This is a genomic window from Occallatibacter riparius (assembly GCF_025264625.1).
Lineage (GTDB): Bacteria > Acidobacteriota > Terriglobia > Terriglobales > Acidobacteriaceae > Telmatobacter > Telmatobacter riparius.
Genome location: NZ_CP093313.1, coordinates 865602 through 881139, shown reverse-complemented (window position 1 = coordinate 881139; position 15538 = coordinate 865602). Strand labels below are relative to the sequence as shown.

General features: G+C 60.2%; 14 protein-coding genes. 5 read left to right on the top strand and 9 right to left on the bottom strand.

Translation table 11 applies throughout. From position 1 onward, the window contains the following. Nucleotides 1–3: 3 nt before the first annotated feature. Nucleotides 4–825, bottom strand: a complete 822-nt coding sequence (locus MOP44_RS03465; RefSeq protein ID WP_260794510.1) for a LytR/AlgR family response regulator transcription factor — start codon at nucleotides 823–825, stop codon at nucleotides 4–6. A 104-nt stretch (nucleotides 826–929) separates the two neighbouring features. On the opposite strand from MOP44_RS03465, the gene MOP44_RS03460 reads away from it, so the two are divergent. Further along, on the top strand, nucleotides 930–1277 hold the full coding sequence (locus tag MOP44_RS03460) for a cupin domain-containing protein (RefSeq protein ID WP_260794509.1): 348 nt from the start codon (nucleotides 930–932) through the stop codon (nucleotides 1275–1277). A gap of 19 nt (nucleotides 1278–1296) precedes the next feature. Here the strand turns inward: MOP44_RS03460 and MOP44_RS03455 are convergent, their stop codons facing one another. The 6 genes from MOP44_RS03455 to MOP44_RS03430 all read right to left on the bottom strand — a co-directional run bounded on the left by MOP44_RS03455 (nucleotide 1297) and on the right by MOP44_RS03430 (nucleotide 8227). Next, entirely contained in the window at nucleotides 1297–1824 is a 528-nt protein-coding gene (locus MOP44_RS03455) for a zinc ribbon domain-containing protein (protein ID WP_260794508.1), read from the bottom strand. Between the two features lie 138 nt (nucleotides 1825–1962). Further along, nucleotides 1963–2490 (bottom strand): hypothetical protein, encoded by a 528-nt coding sequence (locus MOP44_RS03450; RefSeq protein ID WP_260794507.1) that lies wholly within the window; start codon nucleotides 2488–2490, stop codon nucleotides 1963–1965. 70 nt (nucleotides 2491–2560) lie between these two features. Further along, nucleotides 2561–4930, bottom strand: coding sequence for a M1 family metallopeptidase (locus MOP44_RS03445; RefSeq protein WP_260794506.1), 2370 nt, complete (start codon nucleotides 4928–4930; stop codon nucleotides 2561–2563). Nucleotides 4931–5059: 129 nt separating this feature from the next. Next, entirely contained in the window at nucleotides 5060–6511 is a 1452-nt protein-coding gene (locus tag MOP44_RS03440; RefSeq protein ID WP_260794505.1) for a bifunctional 2-methylcitrate dehydratase/aconitate hydratase, read from the bottom strand. 90 nt (nucleotides 6512–6601) lie between these two features. Continuing rightward, nucleotides 6602–7759 (bottom strand): bifunctional 2-methylcitrate synthase/citrate synthase, encoded by a 1158-nt coding sequence (gene prpC, locus MOP44_RS03435; protein ID WP_260794504.1) that lies wholly within the window; start codon nucleotides 7757–7759, stop codon nucleotides 6602–6604. Between the two features lie 117 nt (nucleotides 7760–7876). Next, entirely contained in the window at nucleotides 7877–8227 is a 351-nt protein-coding gene (locus tag MOP44_RS03430) for a hypothetical protein (RefSeq protein ID WP_260794503.1), read from the bottom strand. 402 nt (nucleotides 8228–8629) lie between these two features. On the opposite strand from MOP44_RS03430, the gene MOP44_RS03425 reads away from it, so the two are divergent. Next, complete coding sequence (locus tag MOP44_RS03425; protein WP_260794502.1) at nucleotides 8630–10426, top strand: FG-GAP repeat domain-containing protein; 1797 nt, start codon at nucleotides 8630–8632, stop codon at nucleotides 10424–10426. A 66-nt stretch (nucleotides 10427–10492) separates the two neighbouring features. Here MOP44_RS03425 and prpB read toward each other — a convergent pair whose 3' ends face one another. Beyond that, on the bottom strand, nucleotides 10493–11389 hold the full coding sequence (gene prpB / locus MOP44_RS03420; RefSeq protein ID WP_260794501.1) for a methylisocitrate lyase: 897 nt from the start codon (nucleotides 11387–11389) through the stop codon (nucleotides 10493–10495). A gap of 138 nt (nucleotides 11390–11527) precedes the next feature. On the opposite strand from prpB, the gene MOP44_RS03415 reads away from it, so the two are divergent. Together MOP44_RS03415 and MOP44_RS03410 are read left to right on the top strand one after the other, a co-directional pair. Then, a complete protein-coding gene (locus MOP44_RS03415; RefSeq protein ID WP_260794500.1) occupies nucleotides 11528–12055 on the top strand; it encodes a DUF2911 domain-containing protein in 528 nt (175 codons plus the stop codon). 124 nt (nucleotides 12056–12179) lie between these two features. Further along, on the top strand, nucleotides 12180–12512 hold the full coding sequence (locus MOP44_RS03410; protein ID WP_260794499.1) for an FmdB family zinc ribbon protein: 333 nt from the start codon (nucleotides 12180–12182) through the stop codon (nucleotides 12510–12512). 425 nt (nucleotides 12513–12937) lie between these two features. Here the strand turns inward: MOP44_RS03410 and MOP44_RS03405 are convergent, their stop codons facing one another. Then, the gene (locus MOP44_RS03405; RefSeq protein WP_260794498.1) at nucleotides 12938–14101 is read right to left on the bottom strand and encodes a threonine synthase; all 1164 of its coding nucleotides are present in this window, start codon (nucleotides 14099–14101) and stop codon (nucleotides 12938–12940) included. A 21-nt stretch (nucleotides 14102–14122) separates the two neighbouring features. Here MOP44_RS03405 and MOP44_RS03400 point away from each other — a divergent pair, with 21 nt between their 5' ends. Beyond that, entirely contained in the window at nucleotides 14123–15508 is a 1386-nt protein-coding gene (locus MOP44_RS03400; protein ID WP_260794497.1) for a dicarboxylate/amino acid:cation symporter, read from the top strand. The last annotated feature ends 30 nt before the right edge of the window (nucleotides 15509–15538 follow it).

Here is a 15538-nt window from a genome sequence, read left to right as displayed (position 1 = left end):
GCGCTAGAGATTGAACAGCTCGCGTAGCCGCCGCGTCTGTGACCGGCTTACCGGGATCTCCGTCTGCTTCTTGTCGTTCATGCGCAGCTGGTAGCTCGACTTGAACCACGGCACGACTTCGCGGATGTGATTGATGTTGACCACAAACCCGCGGTGCGCCCGCCAGAAGAGGGCAGGATCAAGCAGGTCGAGCAGCTCCTCGAGCGTGCGGCACTTGGACTGCCCTTCGAAGTTCTGGGTGACAACGCGGATGACGCCTTCATCGATGGCCGCATAGCAGATCTCGGCCTGGTCCACCAGCATGAGGCGGCTCTGAGCCTGGACAATCAGCTTGGCGGGCTGCGGCGCGGCCTGCGGCCGGTTGAGCAGCCGGAGCAGAGTGTCGATTTGAGCCGCCGGAGCCGGAGTGGCAGGGCCGCCCGCGATGCGTCCTTTGACGCGCTCAACCGCCTGCTCGACACGGTCGCGATCGAACGGCTTCAGCAGGTAGTCAACCGCATTCACGTCGAATGCTCTGACTGCGTACTGGTCATAGGCGGTGGCGAACACGATGTGCGGCAGGGGATCTTGCTCAACGCCCGGCTGGCTGCGGGCCCTGGCCTCGCTCTGCTCCTTGATCCGCTTAATGACGGCGAATCCGTCCAGGCCGGGCATTTGCACATCGAGAAAGACGAGGTCGGGATGGTGCTCATCGATGAGGTTGACGGCCTCGATGCCGTTGCTACCCTCGGCGAGAACGTCAACGCCGCCGACGGAATCGAGCAGATATTTCAGCTCGTCGCGGGCCAGCTGTTCGTCATCGATGATGAGCGCGGAGAGAGACATTCCCAGAAACCGATTTTACAGGGTGCTCGGGCAAGAGGCTATGGATCGCCGGCCGAGGCCGCAGCATCGAAAACCTGCGGCCCTAAATAACAGGAGACCAGCCCATGCCGAACCTGTATGAAGTGATCGACCTTGCTTCCGAATCATCGGGCGTGAACGTCTACGAGAACCATGCCGTAGCACGGATCAACGACCACGAGGTGCGGATAAGCATCATGTTCGAGGACTACCACTGGCACTGCCATCCGGACTCCGATGAGTGCTTTCTGTCGGTAGAAGGAGGGCTGCTGATCGACTTCGATGAAGGCACGGTGGAACTCCATCCCGGGCAGCTCATCACCGTTCCGCGCGGAGTGCGTCATCGCACCAGGCCGAGCGGGGAACGATCTGTGAATCTCACATTTGAGCTGGCGGGAGCCCGAACCGAGAGTCTCTCATCACCAACCGTCTAGAGGCTCCGACTTGCGGCCGTCAGTCACGCATGACGTGTAGTCGGGCGGGCATATGGTCGGCGGCGAGCTCGTGACCGCACCGGGTGCAGAACTGGTCGGTTCCGCGGACGGTGCGGAAGCAATTACCGCAGCTCGCGGTGAGCTGGTAATTGCACTGCGGGCAGAAGTGGAAGTCGCCCTGGACGAGGGTGCTGCACGCTGGGCAGCGGCCCACCAGTGGCTGGCGCAGCAGGAAGTAAAGCACGGCGCCGATGCCGCCCGGCATTACGAAGCAGATGAGCATCCAGAAACGGGCGCTCATGGAGCGCCGCGGCGCGTCCTTGCTAACGTAACCGATCATCAGGAAATAGAGCGCTGCGAGCACGCCCCAGGAGATGTTCAGGTAAAGCAGGAAGCCCAGAGGCGGGGCGGGATGGTGTCTCTGACCGGGCAGAACCAGCCAGAAGTAATATTCGACGCCGACGAACGCCGCCACTGCGATCACAATCGACCACCACGGAATCATCCGCGCGTCGTCATCACCGCCAATTTGTGCTAAATCACGCATATTCAAAGCCCTCCGCGGAGGAGGGTGCAGCAGAAGTTGGAGTGCAGGATAACTTCTCTACATGAATGGACGGAGCAGCCGTGCCGGAAGTTGCGCCGGTTTTCCCGGCCGGCGGCTAGACCGGCCGGGAACCTCAAGCTACTTGGTGATGGTTACGTACCGCTTGCCGGCATAGAGCCTGAAGCCGCCGCCCTCATTCGTGGTGACCTGGAGCGGACGGGGCCGCTTCATGGCTTCGTCGGTCGAGGAGTCGACCGTGAAGACGTCATGCGCGCCAACGTCGGTTACCACGAACTTGTTATCGCCAATGAATCCGACGCCATAGATGCCGGGAGCGAGGTCGTGGCCAGCAATCTTAAGGGCGGCTTCCGTGATGAAGTAGGCCTGGTACTTGGCCTGCACGTCGCTGGAGTAGCCGCTGGTATCTACCAGGGTGGCGAGAACATAGGAGCCGTCAGAAAACTTGACGCCTCCCGAGTTGCGCAACTGCGCGGGAGCGGCCTGACCCTTGTACCAAAGGCGCTGGCCTTCGGGGAACAGCTTCTGGACGTCGGCGGGGGCGAGCACCTTGTCTCCGCCTTGCGCAACGGCCCGGCTGGGCATGGACAGCGACGCCATGACCACTCCGGCGAACGCGACGAATTTAGCTAAGCTGCTCAAACGCATTGAAAAGCCTCCATGTTACGGATTGCTGATTGCGTCCGGAGTATACCGCATCGGCGCTTGGTGCGCCTCCTCAGTTCTCCGTAGACAGCACATCGTAGTAGTAGTTGACCCAAACCTTCTTGACACCGACGGGCAGCTTGCGCACTTGCACGGTCTGCTCCTTTGTCTCTACACCCCTCATGCCAAGAAAGCCCACCTTGATGACCCTTCCGTCGGCCAGTTCGAGATACATGGGGACTGAGGCTTTGAATCCCGCCGGCACCCCGGACTGGGACAACTTGAAATGCAGAGCGAGAGCATCGCCGTTGGGAGAGACATCGCCTTCGAAGTGATAGGCGGGCAAATCGGTGCCGTAGACATACTCGTTGAAGAACCAGTCCATGCGGTGGTTGCCATCGAGATCCATGTCTTTGGTCATGTACTTCTCGACGGCCGCCTTGAAGTCCTCAGTGGTGGCTGCCTTGAGACGGTAGGTTTTGGCGAAATCGGTCATCATGGCGATGAAGCGGGCATCGCCTTCCTGGGTGCTCCACATCATCATGCGGACCATGTGAAGAATGTAGGCGCCCTTGGGGTAGACCAGGTTTTGATAGACGCTCCAGCCGGTCTTCTCGGCAGCAAGGCGGAAGCCCATGGTCACAGGGCCGACGTCGATGGGCCGGAATCCGAACTGGTTCTTTTCCGTGATCAGCTTGCGCTGCTCGCGCCAGAACTCTCGGAACTGGTCGGGCTTGGGGCGCGTCGCTTGTAGGAACAGCGCTGCCGAGGTGTCCGCGAAGCCCTCGCTCATCCACTGGTCGCGGTAGCTTCGGAAGCCGACGGTCTGGCCCCACCACTGGTGCGCGACTTCGTGCGGAGTCACGACCTTCCAGTACATGTCTTCGGGTCGAAGCCCCATGAAGTGCTGCTGGGTCGAGTCGAAGAATCCGCAGATGGGTAGATAGACCAGCATGGGCCAGCTCTGGCCGTAGTTGCAGGCGAATTGCTGCGTCAGCGCCACGCGCGCGAAGGGCAACGGGCCGAAGTAGCGAGAGTAGATATCCGCGGCCGCCTGCCCCTGGCTCAACTGGACGCCAAGCATCCTGGTGGTGTCGAGCGTCTGGAGCATGCTGCTTTCGTCCTCGCGGGTTCCCTGCAGGCTGGTATCCACGGGCTTGTAGCCTTCAGGTACCGATGTGTTGGCGTAGGCATCGATGACAAGGTTGTCGCCCATCTTTTCGGCGACTTTGGCTTCTTGCATCTTGAAACGGCCGAGGTTAAAGCCGACCACGGGAAGAGGTACATCGGTCTTCCACGAGGATGTGGTCAGCTTGCCGTCGGTGCTCTCGTCTGTTTTGGTGCCTGTGGCGATCAACTGCAGCCCTTTCGGCACGTGGAACTTCATCGTGTAGGTGGCATAGTCGCCGAGCCCGCGGGCGGCGTTGGGATACCATGAATCGCGCGCGATGGGATAGTAGTTCGCGTCGCCCTCATTGCGCACCACGTCCTTGCCACCATAGGCGATGCGTACGGTTGCGGTGTCGCCTTGCTTCAGCGGCTTGGCCAGGATCACGCCGAAGTCTGAGTCTTCGTCCTTCTTCTCTTGAACGAAATCGAGGGGATTGCCCTTTTCATCCTCCACTTTGCTGACGCGCAGAGTGGGGAAGAGAGCCAGGCGCGCCACGGCTAAACCATCCTGTGTTGCAGTGATCTGCAGGGTGGCAAGGCCAGTGAGGAAGCCGTTCTTTTCGATGGTGACATCGAGGTCTTCATGAGTGATCCGGTATGTGCCGTTATCGGGGTCTTTGCCTTCTGAGCTTGCCTTCGCGCTGGACTGGGATGGAAAGGCAGTTAGGTAGGTGAATGACTCGTCGCTCCAGCTCAGCAGGCACACTTCTTCCGGAGCCACGCGGCGTGAGCCGTGCGCATCGATGGTGAGGATCAGGTGCGCGTTCTTCTTGCCGTGAATGGCGGCGAGGAAGTAGCCGTGCTGCGACGGGCTCAGCACATCCTCGAGCAGGCGCAGGTCGAAGTTTTCGAACAGCTTCATGCGTTGGAAAGTGCGCAGGTCGTTTGCCTGGCGTCCGAAGACCGGTTCCGGTGGCGCTTTGCCGGCCGATGCTTTGCGCAGTTCGGCGGCGGTGTCGTCGGTGAATCGCAGCACCACCTGGTCGAAGTCTTCGTCGAACGCTTCGGCCTTGGTCATGATGAGCAGGTTGTGACGTTCTTCCGCCGTGGGAGGTGCGATATGCAGGTGACCCGCTCCGCGGAAGACCGCGCCTGTGACCTTGCCGTTCACTTCGGGGTAGAAGGCGAAGTCTCCGCGGGTGAAGCTGAGGGTGGCGGCGTCGCGGCGCAGTTCGAGATTGTTGACGCTGATGATGTCGTCCACGGGCAGCATGCTGCGCAGCGTTTGATAGACAGGGTTGCGGTTCGGCGCCTGCTGGGCGCGGATCGGCAAGGCAGTCGAGCCGAGTAACGCGGCAGAAAGACACAGATACGCTTCACAGCGCAAGGGACTCACCTGCAATTGGAGATTGGTCCATTATGCAGGGAGTCCGGGACGAACGAAACAAGTTTGTTTGGCTGATCAGGCTTGGGTAACGTACAGGTCGACGTACTCGTTCACCGGCATGGCGTCGAGCTTCGCGGGATCGAGGGAAGCGTCGAGGATGCGCTGCTGCTGCGCCCCAGGGAAGCGCCGGCAAAGGTTCGTCTTGAATTTCTCGACGAGTAGGGGCAGGCCTTCTTCGCGGCGGCGGCGGTGGCCGATCGGGTACTCGACGGTTTCTTCGAGCACCGTGCCGTCGTTCAATTCCATACGGAGCGAGTTGGCGATGGAGCGCTTTTCCGGATCGTGATAGTCGCGAGTGAACTGCGGATCTTCCACGCAGGTGATGCGGTCGCGGATCGTGTCAATGCGCGGACCCCATGTGGGGTCCTTGGCCACGTTGTCTTCGTAGTCGGCGGCGGTGAGACGCCCGAAGATCAGCGGCACAGCGATCATGTACTGCACGCAGTGGTCGCGATCGGCGGGGTTGGCAAGCGGGCCTTTCTTGTCGATGATGCGGATGCAGGCTTCGTGCGTGCGCACCGTGATGGCCTTGATCGCCGAAGAGTCCAGTCCGCGTGCGGCGAGCTCCTGATGCAGCTTCATCGCGCATTCAACAGCGGTTTGCGCGTGGAACTCGGCCGGGAAGCTGATCTTGAAGAGCACGTTTTCCATCACGTAAGAGCCGTAGGGGCGCTGGAACTTGAACGCATTGCCGCGGAATGAAACGTCGTAGAAGCCCCAGGTCTTCGCGGTGAGCACGGACGGGTAGCCCATCTCGCCGGCCTTCGCCATGAGGGCGAGGCGCACGGCGCGACTGGTGGCGTCGCCGGCGGCCCAGCTCTTGCGCGAGCCGGTGTTCGGCGCGTGGCGATAAGTGCGCAGGCTCTGGCCATCGACCCAGGCAAGCGAGATTGCATTGATGGTCTGGTCGCGGGTTAGTCCGAGAAGCTGGCAGACCACCGCCGTGGAGGCGACCTTGACGAGCACAACGTGATCGAGGCCAACCTTGTTGAAGGAGTTCTCAAGGGCGATGCATCCCTGAATCTCGTGGGCTTTGATCATCGCTGTGAGCACGTCGCGCATGGTGAGCGGTGTGCCGTTCCGCGAGAGCCAGTCGGCGACGGCGAGGATGCCGCCAAGATTGTCGGAGGGGTGTCCCCACTCGGCCGCAAGCCAGGTGTCGTTGAAGTCGAGCCACCGAATAATGGCGCCGATGTTGAACGCGGCTTGCACTGGATCGAGCTCGTACGGAGTGCCAGGAACACGCGCGCCATTGGGTACAACTCTTCCGGGAACGATGGGCCCGAGGAGCTTGGTGCAGGCGGGGTACTCCAGCGCCTCAAGTCCGCAGCCGAGCGTATCGATCAAGCATGCGCGGGCAGTCTTGTAGGCGAGGTCGCTATCGATTCTGTAGTTGAGGGCGTAATCGGCGATGTCGACGAGGACCTGGTCGGCAGCGGGGCGTTCGTTCGAAATTTGGGAGGACACAACGGCTCCTGGTGAGTTCACAGTTAGTAATTCATAGTTCACAGCAAATCGCGGACGTTCGCAAACTGTGAACTACGAACTGCGAACTGTTCACGGTCTTTCTTCGATTGGCACAAACGCCTGGTGCTCGGGGCCTGTGTAGTTTGCCGAGGGGCGAATGATTTTGCCGTCGCGGCGCTGCTCAAGAATGTGCGCGCACCACCCTGCGGTGCGCGCGATCACGAAGAGCGGCGTGAACAGGTCGATGGGAATTCCCATCATGTGATAGGCCACGGCACTGAACCAGTCCAAGTTCGGAAACATGCGCTTGGTTTCGTGCATCACCGTCTCGATGCGCTCGGCGATCTCGAAATGCGATGTGTGCCCGGAGGTCTTCGCAAGCTGCCGCGCTACTTCCTTGATGATGTCGCTCCGGGGATCGCTGATGGTGTAAACCGGGTGGCCGAATCCGATGACAACTTCGCGCTCTTCGACGCGGCGGCGGATATCGCGCTCGGCATCCTCCGCCGTGCGGTAGCGGTGCTGGATCTCGAGCGCCACCTCGTTTGCGCCGCCGTGCTTGGGGCCTTTGAGCGCGCCGATTGCGCCGGCGATGCAGGAGTAAATGTCGGAGCCCGTTCCGGCGATGACGCGCGCGGTGAATGTGGAGGCGTTGAATTCGTGCTCCGCGTACAGAATCAGCGAGGTCTGCATCGCATCGACCCACTCGTCAGGCGCGGCCTGGCCGTGCAGCAGGTGCAGAAAATGCGCGGCGATGGAGTTGTCGCCCGGTTCGACTTCAATGCGCCGTCCGTTGCGCGCGTACTGGTGCCAATAGAGCAGCATGGAGCTGAGGCAAGCCAGCAGCGAGTCAGCAATTTCGACGGCTCCATCCTCGTTGTGGTCCGCGGCTTCGGGCCGCACGCAACCCATCACGGAGACGCCGGTGCGAAGCACGTCCATGGGGTGCGTGGTGGGCGGCAGCAGCTCGAGCGCCTGCTTTACGGCCGCGGGCAGACTGCGCATCTGAACCAATTGTTCTTTGTATTCGGTCAGCTCAACAGTGTTGGGCAGCTTGCCATGCACCAGCAGATAGGCGACCTCTTCATATTCGCAATGCGCCGCCAGGTCGTGAATGTCGTATCCGCGATAGTGCAGATCGTTGCCGCTGTGGCCGACGGTGCAGAGAGCGGTGTTTCCTGCCGGCGTGCCTGATAGGGCTACAGATTTCTTGGGCCTAAAAGTAGGGGAAACTCCAGTATGGCTCATGCGTACTCCCAGCGAGTTCGAACCTAATGGATGCAGTGCAGCAATGGCAAGTGTGCCGAGAGATGAAGTTTTGTTCATGCGCAAACAGATCGCGATGATCGTTGCAGACAACTGCGGTCAAAAGTTGGACGAAAACTCCTGCACCACGTCGATCGCGCCGATGATGTTCCGATTGAACTCGGCCAGGTCCTCTGCGGGAATCCAATACTCCTGGTGATGGCGAGCTCCAACTGTCTGCACCTGATATCGCGACAGGAACCCGCCGTCGACAGCGAATTTCAGCACGTAGCCCTTGGCGCCACTCCGGGCGTTCCAGTCACGCGCGATCTGAATCGCATACTCCTCGTTGAGGACGGGATAGAAGATGGGTTGCTCCGGCAGCCGGGGCGGAAACGCTCTCCAATTGCTTTCGCGCACCAGGCGGAGTTCATCTTCTCCAACAGGACGAAACAATACGACAGAGTTCATTGACCGCCCATCTTTGCGACGAATTTGCTCGGATAAATTGTATCCGTTTGCCAGCAGTCGGTCAGCCGTCTCAGGCTCTGCGGTGGCCACTCCGATAGCGCCGAGAGTTTAAGCACAAACCCGCAAAGCCCGTCACGCAAGTTATGCCGTTCGCCAGCCGTGTCCGTCTCCGCTCGGCGGTGGCGGCGCGCCGCGCCCCAAGGCGCATTCACGCATTCTTAACCGTCAGGCAACTCTGGCGTGCGGAGTTTCAAGGTCGAAGAAACCTCTTTAGCTGGACGGCCCATCCTACAAACCGCACGAGGAACTCAGGACGCCCACAAGGGACTGGAAGCGCACGATCTTCTCGGTGACTTTGAGTGGCGCTCTGTCCTTGCTGTTCATATCTTCGGGGAGTCCAGTATGCACCTTCGTTTTGTTGCCTCAGCGGCAGCCTTCGCGCTGCTGTCCGCTCTTCCTGCGCTTGCGCAGACGCCCTCCTTCCAGACCACTGCTTATCAGAACAACCTTTCAGGTTCGAGCTACGGCCTGAACGGCCACATTACTGCGGACCTCAATGGCGATGGCCTCGATGACTTCATATCGGCAGTGTCGCCATCGTTCGACGCGGGCTGCACCGGCTCGTTTGCCGTCACGCTTTCCAAAGGCGACGGCACATACGCCGCGCCGGTCTGCTATGACGTGCCCAGTGGCGATGCGATCGCATTCGCCGCCGCTGACTTTAACCGCACCGGCAACATCAGCCTCATCGTAGGCACAGGGCAAGGTGTCTTTTATTGGTTCATGAACACGGGAGTCGGCGTGTTGCAGTATCGTGGAGTCGCCGCCGGCATCTCCTCTGCGCCGGCCGGTTTGATTGCGGCTGACTTCAACCACGACGGCAATCCTGACCTCGCCACGATCATCCCCGGTCCTACCAGCACAAACGTCAATGACCTGGTCGTGTTCGATGGCAACGGCGATGGTACCTTCAGCACCGGACCTTATCTCTATTTCACACTGAAGCAGCCGCAGGACATTCAGCTAGGCGACTTCGATAACGATAACAACACCGACATCGCTGTGCACGGTTACAACGGTTCGCTTGTCCTCTACGGCGACGGACATAGCGCCTTTTCCAAAGGCACGCTTGTGGGAGGATCTCCGATCGCTTACAGGGCGGTCGATTTGAGCAGCAATGGCGCGACTGATCTAATAGGCACACCTCTGCCCACCACCAGCGGCCGTGGCCCTACCACTTACTTCAAGCACCTCGATATTCAGTACGGCCGCACCAATCGCACCTTCAACGAACAGTACGTCTATCTGAAGAGCTGCACTCCCGATTACACGCCGCCTTCGGTCGCGGACGTAAACGGCGACGGCATTAACGACATCATTGTCATCGAAGCTTCTGACTGCCAGGGCAATGCACCGTGGAGCGTGAACGTTTTACCCGGCAAGGGTGATGGCACCTATGGCCCGGAGCAGGTGATTTATCAGCTTGGAACGGTGGCCTTCTTCGAGACACATGTGATCCGCGCAAACCGTGATACCAAGCCGGACCTCATGTTTTTCCAGCAGTCGCCCATCGGGCCGTTCCAGGATCTCGCTCAGAACACCACCACCGGTAACTTCCCCAAGTGCAATCCGCCCCTGTATGGCTATGACATTGAGGTCTGCGCCCCTACCGCAACTACAGGGGCTGCTTCGCCCGTGACCTTCAGCTTCGGGGCATCCAACAACAGCCTGGCACGCGATATCGAGGTATGGGTTGACGGGAACAAGATAGCTGACCAGCTTAAGCAAGCCTTCTCCAACTACAACTTCGTCGATACCACCGCTACGCTAGCAGCTGGTCAGCACCATGTAGATGTGTATGCAAAGGCCTGGGATTCCGAAGTTCGTTCCACGAGTTTCGATCTCACGGTGGGCAGCAATGTCTGTCCGAAGAACGGCGAGAACATCAACATCTGCAGCCCGATTCTGCATTCGACTTTGCCATCGACAGTGACTGCGTACGCCCGCGGAACGGGCGACCCTAGCGGGATTACGCGCATGGAGCTTTGGGTAGATGGCGCCAAACGCTACTCGACCTATGCGTCTGACACTCTGAAGACGCAAGTGATCCTAACTCCCGGCATTCACACCTTCACGTACTACGAAGTGATGGCCAGCGGACAGATCCTCCGGCGTGACGTGCAGGCTAGCGTGGAATAACAACAAGTCCCTAGCGTCTCACCTCATTATGGCGATGTCGCCGTAGAAGGTGAGACGCCGGAGGGGTCAGTTTTTCTTTCTCGCAAAGAGTTCGTCGAGCTTTTGCTCGTACGCATGGTAGTCGAGATATTTGTACAAGTCGGCGCGCGACTGCATGAGCGGAACCGCGCTCTTCTGCGTGCCTTCGTGGCGGATCGTCTCGTAAACCTTGAGCGCGGCGGCGTTCATGGCGCGATAGGCTCCGCAGCAGTAGAGGATGATGTCGACGTCGGCGCGGGCGAGCTCATCGCGGGTCCACAGCGGTGTTTGTCCGAACTCGGTGATGTTGGCGAGTATGGGCACACCGACCGCCGCGCGGAATTTCGTGTACTGGGCGAGATCGGTAACGGCTTCGGCGAAGATCATGTCGGCACCCGCGGCGACATAGGCCTGCGCACGTTCTATGGCGGAGTCAATTCCTTCGTTGGCGAGCGCGTCAGTGCGTGCCATGAGGACGAAGGAAGGATCGGTCTTGGCATCAACCGCAGCTTTGATGCGGTCGACCATCTCATCGGTAGAGACTAGTTCCTTGCCTGGACGATGGCCGCAGCGTTTCGCGCCGATCTGGTCTTCCATGTGCACGGCGCCCGCGCCGGCCTTGATCATGGAGTGAATGGTGCGCGCAATATTGAACGCAGATCCCCAGCCGGTGTCGATGTCGACCAGCAGCGGAAGGGAAGTCGCGTCGGTGATGCGGCGGACGTCGATGAGTACGTCTTCCATGGTGCTGATGCCAAGGTCCGGCATTCCGAGCGAGTTGGCCGCCACACCACCGCCCGAGAGATAGAGCGCCCGAAAGCCTGTGGCCTCGGCGAGCCGGGCTGTATAAGCATTGATGGCGCCGGCCACCTGGAGCGGCTTTTCCTCCGCCACGGCAGCGCGGAACCGTGCACCTGGCGATTGTCCGTCTGAAGTGTTTGTCATACGTTCCCTGCTGCTCAAGGATAAATCCGCGGTAGAACCACGGCGAGTCGGCAGATTGCTCGCGGGCCCGGCGCGTACAATCATCGACGGTGTCATTCAAGCAATTCCTGACGATCCAATCCCAAGGAGGAACACCGCATGAAACGTCTTTTGGTCTGTACCGGACTCCTGGCAGCCTCGCTGTTTGCCGTCGCCCAGCAGAAGCCTGCGGCAAGCCCAGCTGAGAAGGCTACAGGCACAGTTGGCGGCCACACCGTCACGATCGACTACTCGGCACCCAGCGTGAAGGGCCGCGAAGGGCAGCTCTTCGGCAAAGACGGGCGCATCTCCAAGGATCCTCATTATCCGATTTGGCGCGCCGGAGCTAATGCCGCCACCACCCTCACAACGGATGGAGCCATCAAAGTCGGCGATATCAACGTACCTGCCAGCAAGTACACCCTCTTTGTCGATATCTCAGACCCCGACAACTGGACGCTGGTCGTTAACAAGAAGACCGGCGAGTGGGGTCTGGCCTATGACGCTTCCCAGGACTTGGGCAAGACGAAGATGGACATGTCCAAGCCGTCGTCGATGGTTGAAAAACTCAAGTACACGATTGCGGACGGTAAGCTCACGCTAGCTTGGGAAAACCATCAGGCATCAGTACCCCTTTCGGCGCAGTAAGGAGCCATTGCCGGGCGGCGGCATTCTCAGCCCCGCCGCCCGCAATAGAATAAGAGATAGAGATTTGGAGCAGTGGACGGCGCATTAAGCCGAAGCTGCTCCGGCTATTGGAGTGTCAACCGCCTTGCCCCTGTACGAATATCGCTGCACCAGCTGCGGCCACCGTTTCGAGAAGATCCAGAAAGTCAGTGACGCGCCGGAGACGGCTTGTCCCAAGTGCGGCGGCGAACTGATTCGCCCGCTTACTGCGCCCGCTCTGCAGTTCAAGGGCGCCGGCTGGTATGTGAACGACTACGCTGCGAAGCCTTCGGGCGGGTCCAGTTCGGATTCCGGCGCGACCAAGTCAGAATCCAAATCGGGTTCGGAGTCTGGCGGTTCGACCAGCGAATCGAAGCCGGCCGCCGAGTCGAAGCCCGCAGCGACGGAATCGAAGCCTGCATCGGGCAGCAGTTCCTGACGTTGCCGGGTCCGATTAGACAAACGACATAGTGGCATTCCCGGGCAGGCGGTGAGAACCTCTGCTGACTCTCCCCTGGATGTTTACTATTTTATACTCACTGCTTAAAAACTTGTTGGGTTTTGTTTTCGCTATTATTTCGCAATTTATTCGGGTTACCGGCGAAACTTGTTACTTTCGTCATGCGCTTCAAGTTGTTGCAAATATGAGACTTGTTTTTTAAATCAGACCAGCACAATCCATATAAATGAATTTAACTGTTATTTTTCTGGTTAACATCTGACAGCGTGTTGCGAAAGCTGACGGCAGTGTGCAGCGCGCAAACAGAGTTCCACCTCCTTTGGATTATGCTCCTGCGGTGGATGCCAGGCTGTGCCGGCCGTCACAGGTGATGAGTCGCAGTTCGGAGGTCTGTGTCGTCTGTTCTAGACGCGCGCTCCAATCACGTCGGTGTACTTGTTGCCGGTGCCGGTGTTGAACAGCACGACGGTTTCGTCGGGGCTGAGGAAGCCGGTGCGGATGAGGTGATCGTAGGCCGCTGTCGCGGCAGCGCCTTCGGGGGAGAGCAGCAGGCCCTCATGGCTGGCCCAGTCCTTCAACGAGGCGAAGATCGTGTCGTCACTCAGCGCGACTGCTGTTCCGCCGGACTGCCGCACGATGTCGAGAATGATGTAGTCGCCATAGGGCTTGGGGACGCGCAGGCCTGAAGCTGCGGTGTGCGCGTCCTGCCACATCTGGCTGGCAGCCTGGCCTTGCTGGAAGGCACGCACGACCGGCGCGCATCCGGCTGCCTGCACGGCGATCATCTTTGGACGCCGGCCGCTGACCCAACCGAGCTCCTCCATTTCGAGAAAAGCCTTCCACATGCCGATCATGCCAACGCCGCCGCCGGTGGGATAAAAGACCGCATCGGGATACTCCCATCCAAGTTGTTCGACCAGTTCGTAGCCCATGGTCTTCTTGCCTTCAACGCGGTAGGGCTCCTTCAGCGTGGAGACGTCGAACCAGCCTTCTTTGGGAGAGCGTTCGGCAACCATGCGTCCGCAGTCGGAGATGAGGCCGTCGACCAGCGTGAGGTGTGCGCCGTAAGCGCGGCACTCAACCTGGTTGGCCATGGGCGTGTCTTTGGGCATGAAGATATGGGCTTCCATGCCAGCCGCCGCGGCATAAGCCGCGAGCGCCCCGCCGGCGTTCCCGGCCGTAGGCGCAGCCAACTTTTTGAGACCGTAGTGCCGCGCCATGGTCACGGCGAGCGCAAGGCCGCGCGCCTTGAAGGTGCCAGTTGGATTGGCGCCTTCTTCTTTCAGCCAGACGTTGCCGTTGCGTCGGCTCGGGAGCATGGGCGTCCAGCCCTCGCCGAGAGTGACCGGGTCGACGGCAGGCAGTACGTCGCGATAACGACCCATGCCGCTCCAGCGGTGATCCTGTTCGGTGGTCCCGATGCGGTCGCGGACCGCCGTGCCCGTCGCGGCGGACAGATCGTAGCGCACGTAGAGGGATCCGGCGCATGCCGTGCAGACGGTTTGTGGCGTCGTTGCATCGTGATGAAGGCAGCAGCGAGAGCACTCGAGGAACGCAACCTGGGGCATGCTCATAGAATAAGGGAGACCTTGAGCGCCCATACCGAATCGAGCCGTCCCAAACTCGGCAGCCGTCGTGCGGAGAATGCATTCTTCGCCGCCGCAGTCCTGGTCTTCATTGCGGGTATCGCGCTGAGCTTTGCTCCGTCCCTTGCCGCGTCGGCATTCGTGCTTCGCTGGATCGGGCTGGTCCTTTTCCTGCCGGTGGCATGGCGTCGGCGTTCGCTTCTGGTGTGGACGTTCTACGCGATGATTGCGGGTGTGGTGCTGGGGCTGGATGCGCCGCACTTTTCCGGGCAGCTTCGCGTTATTGGAGATGTCTTCCTTCGGCTGATCCGCATGATCGTCGCGCCGCTGATCTTCGGCGGCATCGTCACGGGTATAGCAGGGCACAGTGAACTCAAGGGCGTTGGTCGTGTCGCGCTCAAGGCCGTTCTCTTCTTTGAGGTCGTCACAACGCTGGGGCTCGTACTCGGACTCATCGCCATCAACCTGTCGCATGCGGGCGTGGGTGTTACGCTCCCGGCCACATCGCAGGCCGTCGCCCCGGCCGCACACTCCGAGACCTGGCAGCAGCTCATCCTGAACATCTTCCCTGAGAACATCGCCCAGGCCGTAGCCCAGAACCAGATTCTGCAGGTGGCTATCTTCTCCTTGCTGTTCGGCACCGCGCTCGCCACATTGCCCGAGTCGAAACGTGCTCCGCTGGTGACGGTGCTGCAATCGCTCACGGACACGATGTTCCGCATGACGAAGATCATCATGGTGATTGCGCCACTGGCTGCCGGCGCCGCTATGGCATATACCGTCAGCAGCGCGGGGCTACACTTGTTGGCGAGCCTGGCCCTGCTGGCAGTCACCTACTACGGGGCCATCGCCGCATTCATTCTGCTTGTTCTGATTCCGATTCTTGTGGCTGGCAGGATCTCGGTGCGCCGCTTCGCCGCTGCCATCGCGGAGCCTGCGGCGATCGGCTTCGCGACGACGAGCTCAGAGGCCGCTCTGCCTCTCGCGATGGAACGCCTGGAGGAGTTCGGCGTTCCGCGCTGGATCGTCTCCTTCGTGGTACCGACCGGGTACAGCTTCAACATGACGGGTTCGAGCGTCTACCTGACGATGGCGGCCATCTTCGCCGCGCAGGCTGCCGGAATCCATCTGTCGCTTGGCGAGCAGCTCATCATGCTGGCCACACTCATGCTCACCAGCAAGGGAGTAGCGGGAGTGCCGCGGGCGACGCTGGTGGTGTTGATGGCCTCTGCCGCCGACCTGCACATCCCGTCCAGCGCGATTCTGGTGCTGCTCGGTGTCGATACCCTAATGGACATGGGACGGAGCGCAATGAACGTCATCGGCAACTGCATGGCTGCTGTAGTTGTGGCTCGGTGGGAAGGCGAACTGCAGGATCAGAGCGCGTAGCATGTAGCAGGTCAGCGAGTCAGCTCGAAT

What these genes read in the sequence shown, in the direction of transcription:
- prpB (WP_260794501.1), bottom strand. Translation starts at nt 11,389, where the DNA reads ATGACAAACACTTCAGACGGACAATCGCCAGGTGCACGGTTCCGCGCT.
- MOP44_RS03465 (WP_260794510.1), bottom strand. Translation starts at nt 825, where the DNA reads ATGTCTCTCTCCGCGCTCATCATCGATGACGAACAGCTGGCCCGCGAC.
- MOP44_RS03430 (WP_260794503.1), bottom strand. Translation starts at nt 8,227, where the DNA reads ATGAACTCTGTCGTATTGTTTCGTCCTGTTGGAGAAGATGAACTCCGC.
- MOP44_RS03450 (WP_260794507.1), bottom strand. Translation starts at nt 2,490, where the DNA reads ATGCGTTTGAGCAGCTTAGCTAAATTCGTCGCGTTCGCCGGAGTGGTC.
- MOP44_RS03415 (WP_260794500.1), top strand. Translation starts at nt 11,528, where the DNA reads ATGAAACGTCTTTTGGTCTGTACCGGACTCCTGGCAGCCTCGCTGTTT.
- MOP44_RS03425 (WP_260794502.1), top strand. Translation starts at nt 8,630, where the DNA reads ATGCACCTTCGTTTTGTTGCCTCAGCGGCAGCCTTCGCGCTGCTGTCC.
- MOP44_RS03460 (WP_260794509.1), top strand. Translation starts at nt 930, where the DNA reads ATGCCGAACCTGTATGAAGTGATCGACCTTGCTTCCGAATCATCGGGC.
- MOP44_RS03455 (WP_260794508.1), bottom strand. Translation starts at nt 1,824, where the DNA reads ATGCGTGATTTAGCACAAATTGGCGGTGATGACGACGCGCGGATGATT.
- prpC (WP_260794504.1), bottom strand. Translation starts at nt 7,759, where the DNA reads ATGAGCCATACTGGAGTTTCCCCTACTTTTAGGCCCAAGAAATCTGTA.
- MOP44_RS03405 (WP_260794498.1), bottom strand. Translation starts at nt 14,101, where the DNA reads ATGCCCCAGGTTGCGTTCCTCGAGTGCTCTCGCTGCTGCCTTCATCAC.